We start from the raw sequence: 24,806 nt of genomic DNA, 5'->3' as shown, positions 1-24,806 counted from the left end.
ACCATCACCCACCCCTTAGTGAAAAAACCCCTTGTGGAGGAAAAGTGAAGCGCAAGTTCGCGGTCGCCGCGGCGCTCGCTGCGACGCTGGTCGGTACCGCCGCGTGTGGTGGCAACAGCGACGACAGCAGCACCTCGGCCAACGGCGCGGTCGACGGCAAGGGCAAGACCATCAAGGTCTGGCTCATGGTCGACGCCCAGAGCGGCTGGAAGGACGTCGTCGACGACGCCAGCAAGCGGTTCACCACGGCCACCGGCGCCAACGTCACGGTCGAGTACCAGCAGTGGGCGAACGTGCTCACCAAGCTGGACGCCTCGCTGGCCGGCACCGACGTGCCGGACGTGGTGGAGCTCGGCAACACCCAGTTCCCGAAGTACGTCGACGCCGGCGCGTTCGGCGAGCTGGACAAGAAGTCCTTCGAGAACTCGGACACCTGGCTCCCGGGTCTCTCCGGCGCCTGCGAGGCGGACGGCAAGACCTACTGCGTGCCCTACTACGCGGGCGCCCGGGTCCTGATCTACCGCAAGGACCTGTTCGAGAAGGCCGGTGTCACCACCGCGCCGAAGACCTACGACGAGTTCCTCGCGGACGCCGACAAGGTCGCGGCCGGTAACAAGGACTCGAAGTTCGGCGCGATCTACATGCCGGGCCGCTACTGGTACGCCGCGATGTCGTGGGTCAAGGCCAACGGCGGCGACATCGCCAAGAAGGACGGCGACAAGTGGGCCGGCGCGCTCTCCTCGCCGGAGTCGCAGGCCGGTCTGCAGAAGTGGGTCGACCTGGTCAAGAAGTACTCGAAGGCGGACGTCACCAAGGACGAGTCCGACCAGTACCTGGTGTTCAGCCAGGGCAACGCCGGCGCCTTCTACGGCAACGGCTGGGAGCAGGGTTCGGCCGAGGAGGTCCGCAAGGACCCGAACGACCCGGCCTCCGCGCTGGTCCCCACCAAGGTCAAGGGCAAGCTGGCCGCCGCGCCGATGCCGGGCATCCCGTCGCTGCTCGGTGGCTCCAACGTCGGTGTCCCGCTGAAGAGCAAGAACGCCGACCTGGCCGCTCAGTGGATCAAGTACTTCACCGACAGCACCTCGATGAAGGGCCTGGTCAAGGCGAGCGCGCTGCCGAACGCCACCGCGCTGCTGGACGCCGCGGCCTCCGACAACCCGAAGCTCGCGGTCGGCGCCGAGGCGGCCAAGAACAGCTGGGCCGTGCCGGCCTCCGGCAAGTGGGCCGACGTGGAGAAGGCCAACATCCTGCAGAACATGCTGTCGGACATCCTGACCGGCAAGAAGTCGCTCGCGGACGCCACCACGGCGGCTGACGAGCAGATCGCCAAGACGCTCAACGGCTGATCCGGGTCGCGCCGCCCGCCCGTCGCGAGACGGGCGGGCGGCACACCACACCGCACGTAATCCGGTGAGAGAGGAAAGCTGATGTACGCCGTCGACTCCCCGACGACCCCCGCGCACCGCGCGCCCGTCGGACCCGGCGCCAACGAGCCGGCGCCCCGCCGGCGCAAGCGGCGCGGCAAGGGCGATGACGTCGTCCTCCCGTGGGTGCTCTCCGGCCCGGCGCTGCTGCTCCTGGCGATCCTGCTGGCCTACCCGGTCGGCCGGATGCTCGTACTGTCGTTCCAGAAGTTCGAGCTCAAGGAGCTGTGGACCGGCGCCACGCCGAAGTGGGTCGGTTTCGACAACTACACCGCCGTGCTGTCCGACAGCGCCTTCTGGTCGGTCGTGCAGCGTACGGTCCTCTTCACCGCGGCGTCGGTGGTCCTGACGGTGCTGCTGGGCCTGGGCGTGGCACTGCTGATGCGCCGGGTCGGCCGGGTCGTGCGGATGGCCATGATCATTGCGATGATGTTCGTCTGGGCGCTGCCCGCGCTGGTGCAGGCGCAGGTCTTCAAGATGATGACCGACTCCGACGTCGGCGTGCTGAACTACCTGATCGACAAGCTGCCGGGGGTCGAGTTCCAGAACCACTCCTGGTTCTACACGCCGACACAGGGCTGGATCGTGATCACCTCCTGCGTGGTGTGGGCCGGCATCCCGTTCCTGGCGATCACCCTGAACGCCGGTCTGACCCAGGTCCCGAAGGAGCTGATGGAGGCCGCGACGGTCGACGGCGCCAACGGCTGGCAGTCGTTCCGGAACATCACCCTGCCGATCCTCAAGCCGCTGCTCGTGATCGTGACGACGCTGTCGGTGATCTGGAACTTCGGGCTGTTCACCCAGAACTGGGTGATGCGGGACGGTAAACCGGAGCCGGAGTTCCAGACGCTCGCCACGTACTCGTACGTGCAGGCGTTCGGGCAGAACAAGTACGGTCTCGGCTCGGCGATCGCGGTGCTCACCGTGATCCTGCTGCTGGGCGCGATGGCGGTGTACATCCGTCAGATGTTCAAGATCGGTGAGGTGGACTGATGGCCGTCGTTACCGCCACGGCGCCCCGGCGTCGTAAGCCCAACCCGGCCGCCGACGGCACGATGACCGTCGGCCGTACCCGCACCGGCAACCTGGTGGCGAACGCGGCCGGGGTGATCTTCTCGATCGTGATGTTCTTCCCGGTCTACTGGGTGCTCATCACGTCGTTCAAGCCGCAGACCGAGTGGTCCAGCTTCGACCCGACGTTCATCCCGGACGCGCCGACGCTCGACAACTTCAAGTCCGCGTTCAACGCCCCGCTGTTCAAGCAGTCGCTGGTCAACGGCATCGTGATCACCGCGGTCGCGGTGCTGGCGGCGCTCGTGGTCGGCTTCCTGGCCGCCCTGGCCGTCGCCCGGTTCCGGTTCTACGGCCGGCGGGCGATCATCCTGGTGGTCCTGGCGGTTCAGCTGGTACCTTTCATCGCCCTGCTGATCCCGATCTTCCTGATGCTGCAGAAAGCCGAACTGACCGGTAGCAGCATCGTCGGCGTGACCCTGGTGTACGTGGTGCTTCTCCTGCCGTACACCGTGTGGACGCTGCGTGGTTTCATCGCCGGCATCCCCCGGGAGCTGGACGAGGCCGCGATGATCGACGGATGCACGCGGGGACAGGTCTTCTGGCGGATCATCCTGCCGCTGACCGGACCCGGTCTGGTGGCGACCTCGGTCTACGGCTTCATCCAGGCCTGGAACGAGTTCATCATCATCAACACGCTCAACGACCCGGAACACCAGAACCTGATGGCCTGGCTGATGCAGAACCAGACCAGTCGCGGCACCTACTGGGGGCCGCTGATGGCGGGCGCGATCATCACGTCCATCCCCGTCGTCATCTTCTTCCTGGCAGTGCAGCGCAACATCGCTTCCGGCCTCACCGCCGGCGCAGTCAAGGGCTGAACCGTCCCACCTGTCACACCCCGAAAGGACACCGATGTCTGCGATAACGAACTCTGAGCTGGACCGTCGTACCCTGCTGCGCCGCGCTGCCGCGGTCGGCCTCGTCGCCGCACCCGGCGTCAGCTTCCTGAGCGCCTGTGCCGGTGGCTCCGACGCGCCGAGCACCCCGCAGGCGACCGGCGACAAGTCGGCGGACAACCCGCTCGGCATCGACGCGAAGGCCGGCGTCGAGATCGTCATCTTCGACGGTGGCCTCGGCACCAAGTACGCCACCGACGTCGACACCCCGATGTTCAACAAGAAGTGGCCGGACGCGAAGGTCACGTACTCGGCCACCCAGCAGGTCGCCACCACGATCAAGCCGCGGCTGAACTCGGGTTCCGCCCCAGACATGATCAACAACTCCGGCGCCGACATCATGGACTTCGGCGCCATCGTCAAGGCCGGCCAGGCCGCCGACCTGAGCGACCTGTTCGCCGCCCCGTCGCTGGACATCCCCGGCAAGACGGTCGCCGAGACCCTGGTCCCCGGCGCCGTGCAGCAGGGCACCTACGACGGCAAGCCGTTCGCGGTGAACTACTCGTTCACCGTCTTCGGCCTCTGGTACAACAAGAAGCTGTTCGACAAGAACAGCTGGACCATCCCGACCACCTGGGCCGACTTCACCGCCCTGCTCGACAAGATCAAGGCGGCCGGCATCACGCCGTTCGGCTTCGCGGGCGCCAACGCGTCGTACTACATGGTCCGCGCGATCATGACCAGTGCCGCGAAGATCGGCACCGAGCAGGTGCTGAAGGACATCGACAACCTGAAGCCGGGCGCCTGGACGAACGACGCCGTGCTCAAGGCCGCGCAGGCCTGGGGCGAGGTCGGCACCAAGTACATCGACAAGTCCTTCCTCGGCCTCAAGCACACCGAGGTCCAGCTGCAGCAGGACCAGGACAAGCTGGCCTTCTACCCGTGTGGTTCGTGGCTGGAGAACGAGCAGGCCGCCAGCACCCCGGCCGGCTTCGAGTACGCCATGATGGCGTTCCCGAGCGTCACCACCGCTGACCAGCTCCCGGCGGCCGCGATCAACGCCGCGGCCGGCGAGATCTACTTCGCGGCGGCCAAGAGCAAGAACCCGCAGGGTGGCAAGGAGTACCTGCGCACGATGCTGTCGAAGGCGGCGGCGCTGGAGTTCACCAAGCTCACCAAGTCGCTCACGGTGGTGGCCGGTGCGGCCGACGGCCTCACCATCTCGCCCGGTCTGACCAGCGCCAACGACGCGCTGAGCAAGGCCGGCAAGGACATCTTCATGGGCTACCTGTTCGACACCTGGTACAAGAAGCTGGACGACGCCTCCCGCGAGGCCGCCAACCAGCTCATGTTCAAGGGCGGCGACGCGAAGAAGTTCTGCGACACCATGGAGGCTGCCTCGCAGGCCGTCGCCAAGGACTCTGCGGTCACCAAGTTCACCCGTTCCTGATCCGCTTCTTTTTCACACCTAGGTAGGCGTCATGCGGCACGGCAAGTACCCCTTCATCATCGGTTTCCTTGTCGTGCCGCTGGCGCTCTACCTGGTCTTCGTGGTCGGGGCCTATCTACAGATGTTCCAGCTGTCGCTGACCGACTGGTCCGGCTTCGGCGGGTTCAACTACGTAGGCTTCGACAACTTCGTGAAGCTCTGGGACGACCCGGTGGTGTGGACCGCCCTGCGGCACAACCTGTTCCTGCTGATCCTGCTGCCGCTGGTGACCATCGCGCTCGCGCTGTTCTTCGCGTTCCTGCTGAACGTCGGTGGCAAGAGCACCGGCGGCGGCACCCGGGGCGTGTGGGGCTCCAAGGTCTACCGGATCATCTTCTTCTTCCCGCAGCTGCTGGCCCTGGCCATCGTCGGCGTGATCTTCGGCCGGGTGTTCGGCTCGGACCGCAGTGGCATGATCAACGGCTTGTTCCCGGAGTCGTGGACGCCCTGGCTCTTCCTGGCCGACGAGCGCTGGGCGCTGACCTGCATCCTCGCCGTGCTGATCTGGCAGGCGGTCGGCTTCTACGTGGTGCTCTTCTCGGCCGGCATGGGCTCGATCCCGGAGGAGATCTACGAGGCGGCCGCGCTGGACGGGGCCACCAAGATCACGCTGTTCTTCCGGATCACCCTGCCGCTGCTCTGGAGCACCCTGCAGGTCGCCTGGGTCTACCTCGGCATCGCCGCGTTCGACGCGTTCGCACTGGTCAACATCATGTCGGTGAACCAGGGCGGTCCGAACAACTCGACGCAGGTGCTGAGCATGCAGATCTACCTGAACGCCTTCAAGTTCTCGCAGGCCGGTTACGCCTCCGCGCTCGGTGTCGTGCTGTTCTTCCTGACCCTTACGTTCGCCGCGCTGACCCTGCGGGTCACCCGTCGCGACGCCGTCGACGCCTGATCCGCGGAGTGTCACGATGACCGATCTGAAGTCCAACCCGTCCACGGCCGCCGCGACATCGGCGCCGGCCGCCCCGAAGCAGCGGAAGCTCAACCCGCTCAACGGGGTCGCGCACATCGCCCTGTTCCTGTGGGCGCTGGCCACGGCCGGGCCGCTGATCTGGGTGCTGCTCGCCTCGTTCAAGAACAACACCGAGATCTTCCTCGGCAAGCCGTTCGCGATGCCCGAGCACTTCTCGTTCAAGACGTACGCCGACGCCTGGAACGAGGCGCACATCGGGCAGTACTTCCTGAACAGCGTGTTCGTGGTGCTGATCAGCACGGCCGGCACCATGCTGCTGGGCGCGATGGCCGCGTACGTGCTGGCCCGGTACAAGTTCCCCGGCAACCGGGCGATCTACTACCTGTTCGTCTCCGGCCTGGCGTTCCCGACCTTCATGGCGCTCGCGCCGCTGTTCGGCATCATGCAGAGCCTCAACCTGCTGAACACGTACACCGGCCTGATCCTGGTCTACATCGCGTACTCGCTGTCGTTCACGGTCTTCTTCCTGGTGGCGTTCTTCAAGACGCTGCCCGCGGAGATCGACGAGGCGGCGATGGTGGACGGTGCCGGCCACCTGCGGCGGTTCTTCCAGATCATGATGCCGATGGCCAAGTCCGGCCTGATCAGCATCACCATCTTCAACATCGTCGGCCAGTGGAACCAGTACCTGCTGCCGGTCGTGGTCATGCAGGGCGCCGGTGCGGACTCCAAGTGGGTGCTCACCCAGGGCATCGCGAACATCAGCACCTCGGCCGGTTACCACGCCGAGTGGTCCACGCTGTTCGCCGCGCTGACCCTCTCCATCCTGCCGATGATCGTGGTTTACGCGATCTTCCAGCGGCAGATCCAGGCCGGCCTGACCGCGGGCGCGGTCAAGTAGGTCTCAGAGCGGCATCGGGTCGACGTCACAGTTGGCCCGTTCGCCCGCGTTCGCCGCCTCGATCGCCGGGTGATCACGACCCAGCACCCGGTGATAGGCGTCGACGACCTCGCCGAAGAGCCGTTCGTAGTCGTCGTGGTGGCCCAGGTCCCGCAGGTCGAAGGCGAGATTCAGCGCGCACGCCAGCGTCGAGGGGTGCTCGAAGCCGAGGACCGTCCGGGAGCCCTCCAGGGTCTGCGCGTCCAGGTCGTACGCCTGCTGGTGGTCACCGGCCAGGGCCAGGTCACTGCCCAGGTTGGTGGCGCAGGTCAGGGTCAGTACGTGCTGGGAGCCGAGCCGGGCGTGCAACCCGTCGTGGGCGGCCCGGTCGTGCTCCAGGGCCTCCGGGAGCCGCCCGAGCAGCCGGAGCACGATCCCGAGGTTGGTCCGGGCGTAGAGCGTGTACGGATGCTGCTCACCGAGTGTCGTGGCGTACTCGTGCCAGGTCCGCTCGGCGAGCTCCCGGGACCGCACCAGCTCGTCGTTCTCCCGCAGGTCGACGGCGTAGTTCAGCGCGCAGGCGATCGCCTCCGGGTTGAGGTCGCCGAACCGTTCGCGCAGCTCCTTCAGGGTGTCCAGGGCCAGCTTGCGAGCCGGCTCGTGCTTGCCGGCCCGGCGCAGGGAGACGGCCAGGTTCCGGGCGGCCATCAGGGTCTGCGGGTGGGTGTTGCCGAGGATCCGCTGGATGCGCGCATAGAGCTTCTCCTGCCGCTCGTTCGCGGCGATGTACTGCCCCTGCTCCCGCATGTCCAGGGTGAGCCCGTTCTGGGTGAGCAGGGTGAGGTAGTGCGGGGCGCCGTGCACGTCGATCCGGTGCCGCACGGTCTCCATGTCCAGCGCCAGCGCGCCGGCGAAGTCACCCATCAGGCGCAGGCTGATCCCGAGGCTGTGCGCCATCCGCAGGGTGTGCGGCACCTTCGGGCCGAAGACCCGGGCGGAGATCTCGTACGCGTCCCGGTCGAGCCGCAGCGCGCCCTGGAAGTCACCGGCCGCCCGGCGGTCCGCCGCGACCAGGCACATCGCGTCCAGGGTCTCCTCGTCCTCGGGGCCGTTGATCGCGCGGAGCCGCTGCAGGCAGTCCGCGTTGATCCGGGCCGCCTCGGCGAACTCGCCGAGGATCCGCAGCACGAACGCGAGCCAGCGGGCGCACTTGAGCACCTGCGGATCGTCCGGGCCGAGCATCCGGGTCCAGCGCTCGACCGCCTCGGCGGCCCGGGCCCGGCAGGCCTTGTGGTCACCCGAGGAGTACAAGAACTCGATCATGTCGAGGACCCGGCGGCGCGCCCAGGCGTCCTCGCAGCCCACCTGGTCGGAGGCCTGCACGTGGGGGAGCAGCGCGGCGAACCGCGGCCAGTGCTCGGTCTTGCCGAAGTCGCCCAGGTGCACCCCGGCCAGCAACAGGTGCGCGGCGTGCTGCATCCGGCTCCGCTCGCTCGCCGACAGCCGGTCCACCACCACCTCGCGCACCAGCCGGTGCAGCTGGACGGTGAACGTCTCCTCCCGGTAGTCGATCCGGGCCAGGCCGTACTGCTCGATCGCCCGGATCGCGCGGCCGAGCTGGTTCGGGGTCTGCAGCACCTCGTTCATGTCCAGGGCGAACTCGACGTCCCGGACCGCCTGGAAGATCTCCTGGGAGATCGGCTCGGGCGCCATGAACGAGCAGGTCTGCAGCAGCTGCAGCGCGCCCGGGTTGGCCGTGCCGAGGTGCTCCAGCGCCACCGTCCAGGCGGTCGCGACCGCGACCTCGTAGTGCTGGTCCTTGGCCTGGCGGGCCAGTTCGGCGCGTTTCTCGGTGAGCCGGCGCAGGTATTCGCCCACGTCCATCTGGGTCGCCGCCCGCCAGGCCGCGGCCTGGGCGATGGCCAGCGGCAGGTCGTCGAGCAGGTCGGCGATCCGGTCGGCGTCGGTCACGCTCAGCACCGGGTTGCGCCGGCGGAGCAGGGCGATGCTCTCCTCGCGGCTGAAGACGTCGATCTCCAACGTCTCGGAGACGCCGGTCCACCCCCGGTTGCGCGACGTGATCAGCACCTTCCCGGTGCCACCGGTCGGCAGGTAGTCCTGCACGGTCTCCAGCGTCTCCGCGTTATCAAAGATCAAGAGCCAATTTGCGTACGGTGTGCCGGCCGCCAACGAGTCCAGGACGGCGCGGATGGCGGTGTTCGCCTCGGTGCCGGCCGGGATGTTCAGGTGCTCGCCGAGCTCCATCAGCGAGTGCCGGATCTGGCTCTCCTGCTCGGCCGGGACGAACCAGATCACGTCGTAGTCGGTCATGTGCCGGTAGGCGTACTCCGCCGCGATCTGTGACTTGCCGACGCCGCCCATCCCGTGCAGCGAGTGGGAGAGGACCGCGGCCACCCGGTCCTGGCGCAACCGGCGGTCGAGGATGTCGAGCATCTCCTCGCGCCCGGTGAAGTCGTCGTTGCGCGACGGCAGGTTCACCCAGACCGCCGAGCGGGCGTCCGGCTGCAGCAGCGCGTCGATGTCGGCGAGACTGGCGCCCCGCCCGGCGAGCAGGTGCGTACCGGAGCCGGGTCGCAGGCTCGGCGTGCGGACTCCTCCGCCGGGCGGCTCCGGCGACGGCCCGGCCAGCGCCCGTTCCAGCCGGTCCGCCCGCGGCGCGTACGGCCCGGCCAGCGCCCGGAGCACGGCCAGCTCGAACCGCAGGTCCTCGACCGGGGTGTCGGCGATCCGGGTGTCCGGCTGCTCGTCCGGCGCCTGGAGCACGTCCAGCAGGTCCCGGGCCCGCGGGAAGCGGTCGCCGAAGTGCGTAACCACCACCTCGATCACCCGGACGGTGTCCTCCCGGGTCGCGTAGGCCAGCAGTTCCTCCCGCACCCCGGCCCGGAAGCTGGGCTCGCCGTGCGCGCCGGTGACCAGCAGCGGACTGGTGACCACCTCGGCCAGGTGCAGCGGCCGCGACGCGGGCAGCAGCACCCGCTGCAGCACACGCAGGGCGTCCAGGCCGAGCCGTGGCGGCGCCGCCGCGATCAGCGTGGCCAGCCGGAAGGCGAACGCGGACGGCTCGTTGCGGAAGTCCTCGACGAGCCGGTGCGCGCCGGGCGCGCCGGGAGCGGTGGCCGGCACGTCACCGGGACCGTGCGGCCGGTCCGGGTCGGCGATGTGCGCGACCGCGTCGAGCCAGCCACCGGCCGGCCCGCCGACAAGCGACGCCCACCAGCGCAGCCAGCGCGGGCCCAGCTCGAGCAGGGGTACCGCCACCGCGGCCTCGGGCACCGGGTCGTCGAACAGCCGCATCCGTTCGGCCGGCTCCAGGATCAGCAGCTCCGCGTTCGGCGACATGATCCGCGGCGCGGACAGCTGGACCTCCCGCGGCGCCAGCAGCGACCGCTCCCACAGCTCCCGCGGGTACGGGTTCACGATCGCCACCGGGACGCGCCGGCCCCACGCGTTCAGCACCTGGTCGGCCGAGCTCTGCGCCCAGAACCCGGCGAGGCCGTCGCTGACCACCATGATCAGCTCGCCGTCCGGCACCCGGGGTTCGGCGTGCGCCTCCCGGAACGGGCCGAGCAGCTGCCGGTTCACCCGGGGGAAGACGGCGCCGGCCAGGTCCTGGAAGGCCGCCACGGTGGGCGCCCACACGTCCATCGACGGGCTCTCGTCCACCACGATCGCGCAGGTGGACACGTGCGGGGTGAACCGGCGCAGCGCCTCGGCGAGCGCCTCCGGATCCCCGGGCGTGTGCGCGGTGGCGTACGGATCGGATCCGGTCATGAGTCGGCCTGCCGTTCCGTGATCGGCCGGTCCGCGTCGTCCCAGAGCAGGGCGACCGACCGGCCGAAGTGGGCCGGATCGCTCGCGGCCTCGATCCGGATCCGCCGGGTGTTCTCCGGCAGCAGGCCGGTCGGCTCGGCGACCAGCCGCTCCAGCCCCTGCGTGCCGTCCGCCGGCCGCGGCTCGCGCTGATCCCAGAGGATTATCGGCACCCCGGCGCGGAGGGCGGCCCGTAACTCCCCGGTGCCCACCTCGGTCCCCGGCGGCGAGCTGAGCACCACCACCAGGTAGCCGTCGTCGCTGATCAGCTCGGTCGCCCAGTCGTCGAGATCCGCCGGGTCGCCCCGGCCGCGGAACACCCGGCCGGTGAACGGCTGCCGGTCCAGCTGCCGCCACCGCTGTCCCCAGGCCCGGTGGACCCGGGTCTCCCGCATCCGCTCGAGGCTGCGCACCGCCACGGCGTACTCGATGCCGATCGGTTTGGACTCGCCGAGGATCTCCGGGCCCGGGTACCACTGGACCGCCTCGTTCAACAGGGCGGTCGGCAGGACGAACTCGATGTCGGCCCGGTCGGCGGTGTCCCGCCACGCCTCCTCGGCCTTGCCGACCAGGACGGCGGTGGCCGCCGCGAGATCGGCGCGGGGCACGTCGACCGGCTCGCCCGGCCCCGGCACCGGTCGCCACGGTCCCCGGGTGGTCTGCAGGAACGGCGTGATCCGGCAGCGGGTCCGGTCGATGCCGTCCACCGTGATCCGCAGGACCAGCGCGGGCCGCGCCTTGCCGGCCCGGGTGGCCGGGTCCTCCGGCGAGTCCCGCTCGTCCACCGCCTGGTGCCCGAGGCCGGCCCGGGCGGCGGCCCAGCCGCGCAGCTCCCGGCCGGTCGGGCTGTTGGCCATCGCCCGGCCGAGCCGGTCGACGAACCGGAACGCCGGATGCGGCTCGCCGGCCCGGGCGTTGTACCGGGCCAGGTGGTGGTAGACGGCGCCGGGGGTGGAGAAGACCTCCCGGTCCGGTTCCGGCAGGTCGGGGACCGCCGCGTGCCAGACCGCGCGCAGGTCCACATCGGGCGGCACGTCGATCAGCAGCGCGTCCAGCGCCTGCTGCTCGGGCTCCGGCACCAGGGGCAGGGCCCGGCCGCTGACCAGGGCCCGGGGCGCGGCGAGCGGCGGGGTCGCGGCGAGCAGCGCCCGCAGGTAGACGGCGGCGGTGTACGACGCGTACCGGTGCCACCGGTCGTTCTTGCCGGTGGCCGCGTAGTCGGCGACACCGCGGACCATGAACCAGGACCGTTCGTTCGCCGCCGTGCTCGCCGCGATGCCGGAACCCTCCATCTCCACGGCACGCAGGTCCGGGTGCTGCCCGGCCAGCTCGTCCCGGCGGCGCTCGCTCTTCATCAGCACGTCGGCCGACCCGATCGCCCCGTAGTGGATCTGCGGCATGCCCGGCGCCGGCGCCGGTTCCGGCGGTAACGGGTGGGGGATCACCTGGTCGCCGGTGCGGAGCACGTCGGTGTCCGCGGGCGGTCGCGGGTACCGGCCGGCCTGTTCGTGCCGGTCGGGATCGAGCCACTCCTCCCAGGGCCGCCGGCCGGTCTGCTCCTCGGTCAGCCGGAGCTGGCCGGCCGCCCGGAGCAGCCGGTTGGCGAGCGTGCCGCCACTCTGCCGCCCGCGTAGCACCGCGCCGGTGTCGGTCTCCCGGACGTGCCCGTAGTCGATCAGGCCCTCGGTCGCGACCACGATGTCACCGAGGCGGACGTGCCGGTCGGGCTCCGCGGGGCGGGGGACCCCGCCGGCGATCCCGGCCATCAGCACGGTCCGGATGTTGGGGAAGGTGCGCAGCATGTTGGTGCAGCAGGTGGCGGCGAGCCGGGTGCCGTCGCGCGGCATCATCAGCACGGCGACGGTGTGCGGCCGGTCCGGGTCGCTGCTCGGCAGCAGGCCGACCTGGTACGCGTTCTGGTCGTGCGGATCGGCGAAACCGGTGACGTCCTGCACCACGCTCAGCACCGCGGCCGCCTCGACCGGCAGCGCCGTCATGATCCCGAGGGTCACCTCATCCGGCGACGCCGTCCGAGTGTCGTCCGGCTTCGCGGGAGGTTGTGGTGACGTCGACATCGGCCACGCTCCATGATCTGTCCTGGCTCAGATCAGCATTGATTGCTGTCTGCGCAGCGGGAATCAATACCAGCGTAATTTCGGTCGTCACCGCCACCATTGTCAAGATCGATAGATGGCGGCGGCGGGGCCGGGCGATGATCGCGACAATCGCGGGAATGCAGAATTCGATCAGTCCGACATCGCGTCGGAGGATCTGACGGCCGGGTCGCCGGTGGCCTGCTTCGGGGGCGTTCGTCCAGCCGGGCACGGTCGCCGGCGCGGGTGGTCGAATGGTGCGGCGCACGGATTCCAGGATCGGGGAAACGCCGATGCCGGTCTCTTCGCACGTCCGCACGCTCTGCTCCGTCCTCCGTGATCAAAATGCGGAGCCGCCCTTGCCGGGGGAAGGCAAGTATCGCCCATGAAAGGGCCGTCCGTATAGACGGCCCTTTCCGATATGGATTGCTGGAAGTGGCCTTTTTGTCAGAACTGGCGTGCGGCCGCCGCTTTCCGGTGCTCGCCTGCGGCGTGCCACGTGGCCGCCGCTTGTCGGCACTCGCGTGCTGGCCGGCCACGCGGCCGGCGCTTTGTCAGGGCTGGTCGGTGCTTTCGGTGCCGGCCAGCCACGTGACCAGGGCGATCGGGGCAGCGGTCGCCGCGAGCGTGCGGTGCAGGGCCAGCACCAGGTCGGGGCGGCGCAGCAGGACGTCACCGCCGCGGGTGTCGCCGGAGCGGTGCAGGGCCAGCCCGAGCCCGGTCCAGGCGTCCGGCGACTCCGGTGCCTCGGTGATCGCGGCGGCGAAGAGCTCGGCGGCGGTCCCGGCCTGCCCGGCGAACAGCGCCAGATCGGCGTCGCTGAGAGCGGCGCCCCACGAGGTGGTGCGGGCCTCGGCGTAGCGGTCCGGCGCGACCAGCCGCCGCCGGGCCAGGCCCAGCCGCGGACCCGACCAGTGCCGCATCTCCGGATCGGGCAGGACCTCGGCGGGTGCGCCGAGGGCCGGCGCCGGAGTCCCGGCGGACCAGGCCGCGGCCAGCGCGGTGACCTCGGCGTGGTCCGGCCGGCAGTGCCGGATCCGCCAGCCGGCCCGGTGGCTGTCGGCGACGAGCCGGGCCAGGTCGGCCGCCTGCTCGTCCAGTTCGTCGGCGGACCAGCCGTCGATCGCGGCGGCCAGCCGGGCGACGAACCGGCGGCCCCGCTCGGTCAGGGTGCCGTCGGCGGTGGCGACGCCGATCGCTTCCCGGGTCTGCGCGCGGCTGTAGGCGTACTCGAAGTCGTCGAGGCGGGGGTTCGGGGTGCCGGGGGCGCGGCGCTGCGTGCGCCAGAACTCGGTTATCCCAAAAAAGGCGTAAATGCCCTGAAGCAGCCCGCCGGCCGGACGCGGGTCGTCGCGCCACGGTGCGTACAGGCAGGGGTTGCCGGGTCCGGTGGTGAGCGGCACCAGGTGCATCAGCCCGCCGAGCTTGATGTGCATGAACTCGTGCGCCAGTGAGACGGCCAGGGTCGCCGGGTCCGGCGGCAGCGAGCACATGATCGCGCCGAAGGCGTCCCCGGTCGACGCGCTGCGGGTGTCCCAGCCGTCGCCGGCCGGCAGCGGGACGAGCGAGCTCACCCCGGCGGCGAGGGCCTCGGCGGTCGGCCGGTGGTGCTCGATCAGGATCGTCCACGCGTCCTGCAGCAGCTTCACCCAGACCGCGAACGCCGTGTCGGAGAGCCGGGCCGGGCCGACCGGGTTGGCCAGATCGCGCCACGGGTCCAGGTCGTCGAGGTGGACGGTGAACGTGTCGACGTCACCCACGGTGACCTCGCGGAGCGCGAGCCATCCTGGAGCGTCACCGCTTTCCGGTACGTCCACGGTGACCCCGCCGTGCCGCAGGAAGATCCGCCCGCCCTCGGTCCACGCCTCCGCGACGTCCCACGGCGCGCACCCGTCGAAGATCGCCATGCCGTGCCGGGGCACCAGGACGCGCCCGCCGCGCAGCGGGACGCGGGTGCGGTGGGTGAGCCGGGCCAGCGCGGCGGCAGCCAGCGCCACGGTGTTCAGCTGTCCGAAATCGATATGGGCCGGAGCGGTCGTCACGGTGCCGCCGCGATGCCGCCGCAGGGTGAAGGACAACCAGGCGCCCACCTGGGGGTGCTGCAGGACGGCCTGCACCGCCGCCGGCGCCTGCTCCTGGATGCGCTCCAGCGCCGACCAGGCCTCCGCGACCGAGGGCAGCGGCCCGGTGGAGAGCGGGTCCTCGGCGGCCGCGCCGAGCAGGGCCCGGAGCAGCACCATCCGGCGGCTCCGCTGGCCGTCCTGGAGCCGGGCGATCACCTCGGTGCCACCACCACCGGCCGCGAGCTGCTCGAAGAGGTCGTCGGCGAGCTGGATCCGGGTCGGGCCGGACGTCGCCGGCTCGTTCTCGATGGCCAAGTTCTCCTCCTCGTCGGCGGATGCCGGGGCTGGCGGATGTGGTGGTCAGGAGGGGCGGTCAGTCAGCCCGTCCGGGTGGGCCCGAGCCGCCGAGATTGGCACGAGGCCTTTCGACCTGTTTCAAGACCGATCGCACCGCGTCGGCGAGCTCGCGGCTCTGGTCCGCGCGGAGGTCACTGAGGCTGTAACCAGCCAGCGAGACCATGTCGGTCTCGATGAAGGTGGCACGCGGCTGCGTGGTCATCGATGAAGTCTTAACTCTCGGCTGAGGGGCGGACGTTTTGTTGCGGTTGGCACGCTGAAACCGGGGCGTTCGTGTGACCTTGCTCATCGTGGAGGGGGCCAGCCTAGCGACCCCTCATGACGATGGTGCGACCACCCGAGCGCGGAATGGCCTGATTCCGTGATCCCGGCCGTACAAATAACGACTTAGACCCCGATTCGGTGCGATTGTTGACAAGTGCCTAGCGCATGGACGTTCGGAAAATTGTCACACCCAGGTATGACAATGGCCGGGTGTTGACATTGGCAGTTCAGGACCCGGATGGCCGGGGTGGCCGGCTCGCGGACCTGTCCGCCGGCGGGCCGCCGCGGCACGTCGCCGACCTCGCTGCCGCCGTCGCCCGCCTCGAGGCCGCCGAGCAGCCCCGCTGGGTCTGGCCGGCCACCACCGACATCTACCCGGCGCTGTTGCGCTCGGGGGTCAGAGTCACTCGCTGTCACGACCTGGAGCTCACCGAGGCGCTCCTGCTCGGCCATGCCGGTCACTGGGGTGAGCCGCGCGGGCTGACTGCGGCCCGTGCCCGGGTGCACGGCCTGCCGGTCGCACCCGATCCGTTGCGGCGCGAGGCCGAGCCGCCGGGCTTCGCCCAGTCGGCCCTCTTCGAGGCGTCGGCGTCGTCGTCCGGCGGCGGGTTCGACGAGGTCGAGGCCGCCATCGAGGTGTACGCGGACCAGCAGCGCCGCCTCGCCGCGACCGAGCACCCGGGCCGGTTCCGGATGCTGGTGGCCGCCGAGTCAGCCGGTGCGCTGATCGCCGTGGAGATGGGTCAGGCCGGGCTGCCCTGGCGCGCGGATCTGCACGACGAGCTGCTGCGGGAGCTGCTCGGCCAGCCCCAGCCGGTCGGCCCGCCCCGCCGTCTCGCCGAGCTGACCGCGATCATCAACGACGCGTTCGGGGTCCGTGGCCTGCACCCCGACTCGCCGGCTGAGGTGGTCCGCGCGTTCGCCCGGGCCGGCATCCAGGTGCCGAACACCCGGCGCTGGGTGCTGAGCCAGGTCGAGCACCCGGCGGTCGCACCGCTGCTGGAGTTCAAGGAGCTCTACCGGATCTGGACAGCGCACGGCTGGACCTGGCTCGACGCCTGGGTGCGCGACGGCCGGTTCCGCCCGGAGTTCCTGCCCGGCGGGGTGGTCTCCGGCCGCTGGGCCGCCCGCGGCGGCGGCGCCCTGCAGGTGCCCAAGGTGGTCCGCCGCGCGGTGGTCGCCGACCCGGGCTGGCGGTTCGTGGTGGCCGACGCCGGCCAGCTCGAGCCCCGGGTGCTGGCCGCGGTCTCCGGTGACGTCCGGCTGGCCCGGGCCGCCGCGGAGGGCGATCTGTACGCCGCCCTCGCCACCGACTCGTTCGACGGCGACCGGGCCAAAGCCAAGATCGCCCTGCTCGGCGCGATGTACGGGCAGACCGGCGGCGACGCCATCCCGGCGCTGGCCGTGCTCCGGCGGCACTACCCGACCGCTTTCGACTACGTGGAGCGCGCCGCCCGGACCGGCGAGTCGGGTGGCCTGGTCCGTTCCTGGCTCGGCCGCACCTGCCCGCCGCCGGCCGGCGCGGCCCGCGAGTCGGGCCGGGAACCACCCGAAGAGGTGGCGCCACCACCCGGACGCGCGAGGGGACGCTTCACGCGGAACTTTGTCATTCAGGCCACAGCCGCCGAGTGGGCCCTGGTCCTGCTCGCCATGTTGCGCACCGCGCTGGCCGGCACGAAGGCGGAACTCGTCCTGTTCGTGCACGACGAGGTGGTGGTGCACTGTCCCGCTGGGCAGGCCGAACAGGTGTGTGACGCGGTCCGGGAGTGCGCCGCCACGGCCGGTCGGATGCTTTTCGGCGCCACCGAGGTGCGGTTCCCGCTGGATGTCTCAGTGGTTGGTTCGTACGCCGACGCGAAGTGATGAGGTGAGTATCCTTAGCAGTCCGGCCGAGAGGCGCTGCAGCGGGCCACCCGTCACGCTCGACCGGTGATCATCTCCCGAACAAGGGCGCCTCCGACTTCCCTCGGAGGTGTGTATCCGTGACCGATAACGTCACCGAGCTGCGCGATCTGTTCGCCGAGCGGGTCCTGGTCCTTGACGGCGCCTGGGGCACGATGCTGCAGGGCGCCCGGCTGACCCCGGCCGACTACCGCGCCGAGTTGATCCCGGCCGACCACGTGCAGGACGTCACCGGCGACCCCGACCTGCTCAACCTGACCCGGCCGGACGTGATCCTGGACGTCCACCGGCAGTACCTCGCGGCCGGCGCCGACATCACCACCACGAACACGTTCACCGCGACCACCATCGCGCAGGCCGACTACGGCCTGGAGCACCTGGTGCGCGAGATGAACGTGCAGGGCGCCCGGCTGGCCCGGCAGGCCGCCGACGAGGCCGCCGAGCGGGACGGCCGCCCGCGGTTCGTGGCCGGCTGCGTCGGGCCGCTGAACGTGACGTTGTCACTGTCGCCCAAGGTCGACGACCCGGCGTACCGTGCGGTGACGTTCGACCAGGTGAAGACGTCGTACGCGGAGCAGATCGCGGCGCTCGCCGAAGGCGGCGTCGACCTCCTGATGATCGAGACGATCTTCGACACGCTGAACGCGAAGGCGGCGATCGCCGCCGCCCGCGAGGTCGCCCCGCAGCTGCCGCTCTGGGTCTCGGTCACCATCGTCGACCTGTCCGGCCGGACCCTGTCCGGGCAGACCGTCGAGGCCTTCTGGCGCTCGATCGAGCGGGCCGAGCCGCTGGTCGTCGGGCTGAACTGCGCGCTCGGCGCGGCCGAGGTCCGCCCGCACGTGGCCGAGCTGGCCCGCCTGTCGAACACGTTCGTCGCCGCGCACCCGAACGCCGGCCTGCCCAACGCGTTCGGCGGTTACGACCAGACCCCGGAGCAGACCGGCGAGCTGATCGGCGAGTTCGCCGCATCCGGCCTGGTCAACATCGTCGGCGGCTGCTGCGGCACCACCCCGGCGCACATCGCCTCGATCGCCGCCGCGGTGGCCGCGTCCGCACCACGGGTGATCGACGCGCCCGCGCCGGCCACCCGGTTCAGCGGCCTGGAGCCGTTCGAGATCGGCCCGGACACCGGCTTCGTCATGATCGGCGAGCGGACCAACGTGACCGGTTCGGCCAAGTTCCGCCGGCTGATCGAGGCCGACGACCACCAGGGCGCGGTCGCGGTGGCCATGGAGCAGGTCCGCGGCGGCGCCAACCTGCTCGACGTGAACATGGACGCCGACCTGCTGGACAGCGAGCAGGCCATGGTCACCTTCCTGAACCTGATCGCCACCGAGCCCGAGGTGGCCCGGATCCCGATCATGATCGACAGCTCGAAGTGGAACGTGCTCGAGGCCGGTCTCAAGTGCGTGCAGGGCAAGGGCGTGGTCAACTCGATCAGCCTGAAGGAGGGCGAGGAGCCGTTCCTGGCCCAGGCCCGCCGGATCCGCGACTTCGGCGCCGGCGTGGTGGTGATGGCCTTCGACGAGCAGGGCCAGGCCGACACCACCGAGCGCAAGGTCGCCATCTGCGGCCGGGCCTACGACCTGCTGGTCGGGGACGGCTTCGAGCCGACCGACATCATCTTCGACCCGAACGTGCTCGCGGTGGCCACCGGCATCGCCGAGCACAACGGGTACGCGAAGAACTTCATCGACGCCCTCCCGCTGATCAAGCAGCGCTGCCCCGGCGCGCGGACCAGCGGCGGCATCTCCAACCTGTCGTTCGCGTTCCGCGGCAACGACGTGGTCCGCGAGGCCATGCACTCGGCGTTCCTGCTGCACGCGGTCCGGGCCGGCCTGGACATGGGCATCGTCAACGCCGGTCAGCTCGCGGTCTACCAGGACATCCCGGCCGAGCTGCTGGAGCTGGTCGAGGACGTGATCTTCGACCGCCGGGAGGACGCCACCGACCGGCTGGTCACGTTCGCCTCCACGGTCACCGGCAGCGGCGCCAAGCGCGAGGTGGACCTGTCCTGGCGGGAGGCGACGGTCGAGAAGCGGCTGTCGTACGCGCTGGTGCACGGCATCGTCGACTTCATCGAGTCGGACACCGAGGAGGCCCGGCTCAAGCTGCCCCGGCCGCTCGACGTGATCGAGGGCCCGCTGATGGACGGGATGAGCGTCGTCGGCGACCTGTTCGGGGCCGGCAAGATGTTCCTGCCCCAGGTGGTCAAGAGCGCGCGGGTGATGAAGCGCTCGGTGGCGTACCTGCTGCCGTACATGGAGAAGGAGAAGGCCGGCGAGTCCCGTGGCCAGGGCAAGGTGGTCCTCGCCACGGTGAAGGGCGACGTCCACGACATCGGCAAGAACATCGTCGGGGTGGTGCTCGGCTGCAACAACTACGAGGTGATCGACCTCGGCGTGATGGTGCCGACCGCGAAGATCCTGGACGTCGCGGTCGCCGAGGGCGCCGACGTGATCGGCCTGTCCGGGCTGATCACCCCGTCGCTGGACGAGATGGTCGCGGTCGGTGCCGAGATGCAGCGGCGCGGGCTCAAGCTGCCGCTGCTGATCGGCGGCGCGACCACGTCGAAGCAGCACACCGCGGTCCGGATCGCGCCGGCGTACGACGGGTCCACCGTCCACGTGCTGGACGCCTCCCGGGTCGTCGGGGTGGTCTCCGACCTGCTCGACGCCGACCGCTCGGTGACGCTCGACGAGGCCAACCGTGTTGACCAGGACCGGCTGCGTGAGCTGCACGAGCAGCGGTTGAGCGTGCCGCTGCTGACCGTCGCCCAGGCGCGGGCCAACCGGGAGAGCGTCGACTTCGGCGAGTTGCCGACGCCGTCCTTCACCGGCGTACGCGAGGTGCACCCGCCGATCGCCGAGCTGCGCGACCTGATCGACTGGCAGTTCCTGTTCCTGGCCTGGGAGATGAAGGGCAAGTACCCGGCGATCCTCAAGGAGCCGGTCGCCCAGGAGCTGTTCGACGACGCCAACACGATGCTCGACAAGATCATCGCGGACGGCTCGTTCCAGGCCCGCGGCCTGTACGGCTTCTGGCCGGCGCATGCCGACGGCGACGACATCCGGCTGGACAACGGGCACGCCTTCCCGATGCTGCGCCAGCAGACCGTCAAGCCGGCCGGCCGCGACAACCGCTGCCTGGCCGACTACATCGCCCCGCTGTCCCCCGAGGGCGAGAGCCGGGACCACCTCGGCGGCTTCGCGGTGGCGATCCACGGCGCCGACAAACTCGCCAAGAAGTACGAGGCCGAGCACGACGACTACCGCGCCATCATGGTCAAGGCGCTGGCCGACCGGCTGGCCGAGGCGTTCGCGGAATACCTGCACCTCAAGGCCCGCCGCGCCTGGTTCGAGCCGGACGCCCAGCCGAAGCTGTCCGACCTGCACGCCGAGCGGTTCCGCGGCATCCGCCCCGCGCTCGGCTACCCGGCCTGCCCCGACCACAGCGAGAAGAAGGACCTGTTCCAGCTGCTCGACACCGGCCGGATCGGGGTCACCCTGACCGAGTCGTTCGCGATGAGCCCGGCCGCCGCGGTCAGCGGCCTGATCTTCGCCCACCCCGAGGCGAAGTACTTCACCGTCGGCCGATTGGGTAAGGACCAGGTCGAGGACTACGCGGCGCGGCGTGGCGTCCCGCTCTCCGAGGTGGAACGCTGGCTGCGCCCGAACCTGGCGTACTCGATCGACTGACGGGGAGACACGGATGGTTCCGATCGTGGTGATGGGCGTGTCCGGCTGTGGCAAGAGCACGGTCGGCAAGGCCCTGGCCGAGCGGCTCGACGTGCCGTACGGAGAGGCGGACGACTTCCATCCGGCCGCCAACGTGGCCAAGATGCACGCCGGGGTGCCGCTCAACGACGACGACCGCAAGCCGTGGCTGGAATTGATCGCCGAGCAGATCGGGTCCGCGGCCGACAGCCGGCTGGTGATCTCCTGCTCGGCGCTCAAGCGGGCGTACCGGGACGTGCTCCGCGGTCCCGACCCGAGCGTGTTCTTCGTCCATCTGGTGCTCACCCCGGAGGTGGCGCTGGCCCGGGTGAGAGCCCGCTCAGGGCATTTCATGCCGGGCACCCTGGTCGAGTCCCAGTTCGCCACGCTGGAGCCGCTGGAGCCCGATGAGAACGGTGTCGCGGTCGACGCCACACTCCCGGTCGACCAGATCGTCGAGAAGGTGCTGAGCCGCCTCCCATGAGAAAAGGCCGCCCCTCGGGGCGGCCTTTTCGTGCAGCGTGGGTGTTACTTGGACGCCCAGATGTCCAGGTTCAGGCGCTCCAGCAGGACCGGCGCGTAGAGGCCGAGGATGGAGACGAACGAGATCACCGTGAACGTGGTGGTCAGGATGACCGTCTCGGTCTTGCCGCCGACCTTCACCGCGAACTGGTTCGGGATCCCGACCATCCGCCACATCCGGCCGCGGCCGGTCGGGATCGGCCAGAAGATCGGTACGCCGTTCTTGGTGATCATGTCGCCGAGCAGGTGCACCACACACCCGGCGCCGACCGCGAAGCCGAGCAGCGGATACCCCCGGTCGCCGGGCAGGTTCGCGGCGGTGAACCAGGCGGCACCGGCCGAGCAGAGGGTGACGATCACCCAGCCGGCCTTCTCCGCCCACTTGTCGAACAGGCCGCGCAGCGCCAGGCCGGCCATGAAGAAGATGATGCCGACCACCGCCCACTTGCCGTAGTGCGCGGCCAGCGCGGTGGTGCCCCAGCCGATCAGCGCGGCGAACGGCAGCGTGTGGGTGAAGGTGCGGTGCCCGTGGTCCCGTTTCGGGTCCCGGCTCTGCCGGGTGGCCGTGTAGATGCCCAGCGAGATCTTCTCGACCACCTCGGACACGAACAGCGAGACCACGCCGAACGTGCGGGCGACAGTGGCACCACCCTGGTTGGTGGTCACCTTCCCGGAAAGATCCAGGTCGGGCAGCAGCGCGCCACCGGCGCACATCGCGGTGCCCACCGCTAGCATCAGCGGAGACTGCTCATAACCGGCGAACTGGTTCACTGCCCAGCTGCCGGCCAGCCAAGCGGCCGCCCCTGACAGCGCGTGCGACGGACCCATCATGTGTGTCGTCCCTCCCCGAACAAACTGCGACACTGTCGCAGTTTGCCGAACGAAGATCAACGACCGTCGCGTCCATCAGGGAGTGGAGTCGGCCACCCGACACTCGCCGTTCAGGGCCGGGCGTGCATCTCGTGGCTGTAGCGGAACTGGTAGCGGCCCCATCGAGCGTGCCGGATGAGCCCCATCACCAGGAAGAACAGTGGAATCGCCGGCCAGAAGAACTGCGCTCCGGAGAGGACCCACAGCGCGGTCAGCAGTCCGGCGGCGATCAGGATGAAACTGGCGTGCCGCTGCAGGGACCGGCGTGTCGCGGCGCGCCGGTGCGGCATCCGGGACAGCGCCTGCCGCCCGCCGTGCGGCAGATCCACGGTCAGCGTCGTCAGCTCGTCGCGGTAGGTCGCCCCGTAGGCGCCGGCCAGCCGCTGTTCGCCCTCGTCGAGACCGAGGCGGCCCTCGGTCATCGCGGCCCGCAGGATCTCGGCGACCTCTTCGCGCTCGGTGTCGGAGGTCCGCAGCCGGGTGGCCGGACCGGACCGGATGGCGGTATCGGGATGCATGATGTCCTCCTCGGCGGTTCGTCTCTCCAGGTTCGCCGCCGGGCGCCGCTGCCGCGTCGGCCCGGCGGAGCATTCAGGCGGAGTGTTTCTCGCCGCTTCCGGTCTTCTTCCGGTACGCCCGGGGGAGCAGAAGACCCCCTTGGGTACGACCGGGGGCGTACGTGACGGTTCAGCCCGTGCTCCGATGCCGTCGGGTGGTGTGGTGACGTAGTTTCGGCTGCATGAGGGATCGCGGCCGGGACGAGCGGCGGTGGCCGGGCCGTGGCCGCCGTGACGACGGCTGCTGGCCTCCCAGGGGCCGCGCCTCGTCTCCTCCCTCGGCCGCTTTTTCTGCGTCCTCTTTCTCGGAGGTGCCGTTCGATGGCGGTTACCCGGATCGGCCCGGCGCGCCCTGGCGGCACCGGATCCGGGACGCGCACCACGGCTGGCCGCCCGGCGCTGTGGCGATCACCGCCGTCGCTCACATGGCCGGCACGACGAACCTGGCCGAGCACGGCTCGCTGTACCGGCCCTGGGACGGTCTCACCACCCTGCTCCTGCTGATCGGCCCGATCGCGCTGTTCTGGCGCCGGCGGGCGCCGATCCCGGTCCTGGTGATCGCCTCGGCCGCGGCGATCACCCTCGCCTCGCAGGCCGCCCCGCACGTGGTCTATGCCGCGGCACCGGCGGTGGCGCTGTGGACGCTGGCCCGGCAGGGTCGCCGCAACACCGCGCTGATCGGCGCGGCGGCCGCCTGGGCCGCCTGGCTCGGGGTCACCCTGGGTCTGGCCGGGCCGCTCGGGCTGCACAGCGGGGTGAGCCCGAAAACCGGGCAGGCCTGCCTCGCCGCGGCCGGGCTGGGCCTGGTCATCCTGCTCGGTGGCGCCGCCCGGATCCGCGCGGAAAACTACGCCGAGCAGGCCCGCACCCGCGCGGAGCAGGCCCGGGCCCGTGCCGAGCAGGAGCGCCGGCAGGCCTCCGAGGAGCGGCTGCGCATCGCCCAGGAGCTGCACGACGTGCTCGGCCACCACCTGTCGCTGATCAACGTGCAGGCCGGTGTCGGGCTGCACCTGATGGACCAGCGCCCGGAACAGGCCCGGGAGGCGCTGACCGCGATCAAGAGCGCGAGCGCGGAGGCGTTGCGCGAGGTGCGCGCGGTGCTCGGCGTGCTGCGCACCCAGGGCGAGGCCGCTCCCCGCCAGCCGGCCCTCGGCATCAACCTGCTGAGCGAGCTGACCGCGGCCGCCGGGATCCCGGTCCGCACCACGATCACCGGCGCTCCACGCGAGCTGCCGGCCGAGGTCGACCGCGCGGCGTACCGGATCGTCCAGGAAGCCCTGACCAACGTCCGCCGCCACCACGCCGGCCCCCAGCCTGAAGCCGACGTAGCGGTCGGTTACCTCCCGGCCGCCCTGTACCTGTCGATCCGCAACGGCGGCCCCACCGCCACGGACGCACCACCCCCACCCACCCCGGAAGCCGACCGCGGCACCGGAATCGCCGGCATGCGCGCCCGAGCCGAGAGCCTGGGCGGCCGCCTGGAGGCCGGCCACCCCCCAACCGGCGGCTTCCTGGTCACGGTCATCCTCCCCACCGGCCGCCCTTCCACCAGCACCCCCACCCCACCCTCTCCCTCTTCCACCAGCACCCCATCCGCTTCCCCCGCAGCCCCATCCGCTTCCCCCGCAGCCCCACCCGTTTCCCCGTCAGTCCCACCCGTTTCCCCCGCAGCCCCACCTGCGCCGCCGAGCCCAGCCTCGGGTCCACCGCCCGCTGAGCCTGCCGCGCCGGTCCCGGCCGGCCCAGGCCCGCAGGCTCATGACCCCGCCGATGGCGCGGCGTTCTTCCCGGCCGCGCCCGACCCGCAAGGCCCGCCGTCAGACCGGGCTTCGTCCGTTTCGTCGTTCGCCGAGTCAGCCGCGTCAGGCCTGACTGTTCCCGGCCCGCTGACTGGTGATCTCGCGGATGATGCGGTGGTCTTTCCTGCCGCGCCTGCCGCGCCTGCCGCGCCTGCCGCGCCTGCCGCGCCTGCCGCGCCTGCCGCGCCTGCCGCGCCTGCCGCGCCT

General features: G+C 70.6%; 17 protein-coding genes. 10 read left to right on the top strand and 7 right to left on the bottom strand.

Annotation, left to right across the window (positions count from 1 at the left end):
- Positions 1–44: 44 nt before the first annotated feature.
- The 6 genes from Apa02nite_RS23575 (at position 45) to Apa02nite_RS23550 (ending at position 6,646) form a co-directional block, all read left to right on the top strand.
- Positions 45–1,349 (top strand): extracellular solute-binding protein, encoded by a 1,305-nt coding sequence (locus tag Apa02nite_RS23575; protein WP_067708025.1) that lies wholly within the window; start codon positions 45–47, stop codon positions 1,347–1,349.
- 81 nt (positions 1,350–1,430) lie between these two features.
- Positions 1,431–2,420, top strand: a complete 990-nt coding sequence (locus Apa02nite_RS23570) for a carbohydrate ABC transporter permease (protein ID WP_203826920.1) — start codon at positions 1,431–1,433, stop codon at positions 2,418–2,420.
- Positions 2,420–3,319, top strand: coding sequence for a carbohydrate ABC transporter permease (locus Apa02nite_RS23565; RefSeq protein WP_067708016.1), 900 nt, complete (start codon positions 2,420–2,422; stop codon positions 3,317–3,319). Before Apa02nite_RS23570 ends, Apa02nite_RS23565 begins: the two co-directional genes overlap by 1 nt.
- 34 nt (positions 3,320–3,353) lie before the next feature.
- The gene (gene ngcE / locus Apa02nite_RS23560) at positions 3,354–4,787 is read left to right on the top strand and encodes an N-acetylglucosamine/diacetylchitobiose ABC transporter substrate-binding protein (protein WP_203826919.1); all 1,434 of its coding nucleotides are present in this window, start codon (positions 3,354–3,356) and stop codon (positions 4,785–4,787) included.
- Positions 4,788–4,818: 31 nt separating this feature from the next.
- Complete coding sequence (locus Apa02nite_RS23555) at positions 4,819–5,724, top strand: carbohydrate ABC transporter permease (protein WP_203826918.1); 906 nt, start codon at positions 4,819–4,821, stop codon at positions 5,722–5,724.
- A gap of 16 nt (positions 5,725–5,740) precedes the next feature.
- A complete protein-coding gene (locus Apa02nite_RS23550) occupies positions 5,741–6,646 on the top strand; it encodes a carbohydrate ABC transporter permease (RefSeq protein WP_203826917.1) in 906 nt (301 codons plus the stop codon).
- A gap of 3 nt (positions 6,647–6,649) precedes the next feature.
- Here the strand turns inward: Apa02nite_RS23550 and fxsT are convergent, their stop codons facing one another.
- From fxsT to Apa02nite_RS23525, 5 genes are all read right to left on the bottom strand, one after another.
- On the bottom strand, positions 6,650–10,417 hold the full coding sequence (gene fxsT / locus Apa02nite_RS23545) for an FxSxx-COOH system tetratricopeptide repeat protein (RefSeq protein WP_203826916.1): 3,768 nt from the start codon (positions 10,415–10,417) through the stop codon (positions 6,650–6,652).
- Positions 10,414–12,453 carry a VMAP-C domain-containing protein gene (locus tag Apa02nite_RS23540; protein WP_203826915.1) on the bottom strand — a complete coding sequence of 680 codons (2,040 nt, stop codon included), beginning with the start codon at positions 12,451–12,453 and terminating at the stop codon, positions 10,414–10,416. The genes fxsT and Apa02nite_RS23540 overlap by 4 nt, the downstream gene beginning before the upstream one ends.
- 16 nt (positions 12,454–12,469) lie before the next feature.
- Complete coding sequence (locus tag Apa02nite_RS23535; RefSeq protein WP_203826914.1) at positions 12,470–12,868, bottom strand: hypothetical protein; 399 nt, start codon at positions 12,866–12,868, stop codon at positions 12,470–12,472.
- A 235-nt stretch (positions 12,869–13,103) separates the two neighbouring features.
- Positions 13,104–14,927, bottom strand: coding sequence for an HEXXH motif domain-containing protein (locus Apa02nite_RS23530; protein WP_203826913.1), 1,824 nt, complete (start codon positions 14,925–14,927; stop codon positions 13,104–13,106).
- 58 nt (positions 14,928–14,985) lie between these two features.
- Positions 14,986–15,171 (bottom strand): hypothetical protein, encoded by a 186-nt coding sequence (locus tag Apa02nite_RS23525; RefSeq protein ID WP_067707996.1) that lies wholly within the window; start codon positions 15,169–15,171, stop codon positions 14,986–14,988.
- A 227-nt stretch (positions 15,172–15,398) separates the two neighbouring features.
- Between Apa02nite_RS23525 and Apa02nite_RS23520 the strand changes: the two genes are divergently transcribed.
- The 3 genes from Apa02nite_RS23520 to Apa02nite_RS23510 all read left to right on the top strand — a co-directional run bounded on the left by Apa02nite_RS23520 (position 15,399) and on the right by Apa02nite_RS23510 (position 21,335).
- On the top strand, positions 15,399–17,096 hold the full coding sequence (locus Apa02nite_RS23520) for a bifunctional 3'-5' exonuclease/DNA polymerase (RefSeq protein ID WP_203826912.1): 1,698 nt from the start codon (positions 15,399–15,401) through the stop codon (positions 17,094–17,096).
- Positions 17,097–17,215: 119 nt separating this feature from the next.
- Positions 17,216–20,833, top strand: coding sequence for a methionine synthase (metH, locus tag Apa02nite_RS23515; RefSeq protein ID WP_203826911.1), 3,618 nt, complete (start codon positions 17,216–17,218; stop codon positions 20,831–20,833).
- Between the two features lie 13 nt (positions 20,834–20,846).
- Positions 20,847–21,335 carry a gluconokinase gene (locus tag Apa02nite_RS23510; protein WP_203826910.1) on the top strand — a complete coding sequence of 163 codons (489 nt, stop codon included), beginning with the start codon at positions 20,847–20,849 and terminating at the stop codon, positions 21,333–21,335.
- Between the two features lie 44 nt (positions 21,336–21,379).
- Here Apa02nite_RS23510 and Apa02nite_RS23505 read toward each other — a convergent pair whose 3' ends face one another.
- Together Apa02nite_RS23505 and Apa02nite_RS23500 are read right to left on the bottom strand one after the other, a co-directional pair.
- Positions 21,380–22,204 carry a metal-dependent hydrolase gene (locus Apa02nite_RS23505; protein WP_203826909.1) on the bottom strand — a complete coding sequence of 275 codons (825 nt, stop codon included), beginning with the start codon at positions 22,202–22,204 and terminating at the stop codon, positions 21,380–21,382.
- A 110-nt stretch (positions 22,205–22,314) separates the two neighbouring features.
- Positions 22,315–22,761, bottom strand: coding sequence for a DUF1707 SHOCT-like domain-containing protein (locus Apa02nite_RS23500; RefSeq protein WP_203826908.1), 447 nt, complete (start codon positions 22,759–22,761; stop codon positions 22,315–22,317).
- A gap of 350 nt (positions 22,762–23,111) precedes the next feature.
- On the opposite strand from Apa02nite_RS23500, the gene Apa02nite_RS23495 reads away from it, so the two are divergent.
- Positions 23,112–24,806, top strand: a 1,695-nt coding sequence (locus Apa02nite_RS23495; protein WP_239164509.1) for a sensor histidine kinase, incomplete at its 3' end; no start/stop codon positions are given.

Source organism: Actinoplanes palleronii (genome assembly GCF_016862315.1).
Classification (GTDB): domain Bacteria; phylum Actinomycetota; class Actinomycetes; order Mycobacteriales; family Micromonosporaceae; genus Actinoplanes; species Actinoplanes palleronii.
The sequence above is the reverse complement of the archived record's forward strand: the minus strand, read 5'-3'. Positions and strand labels throughout refer to the sequence as shown.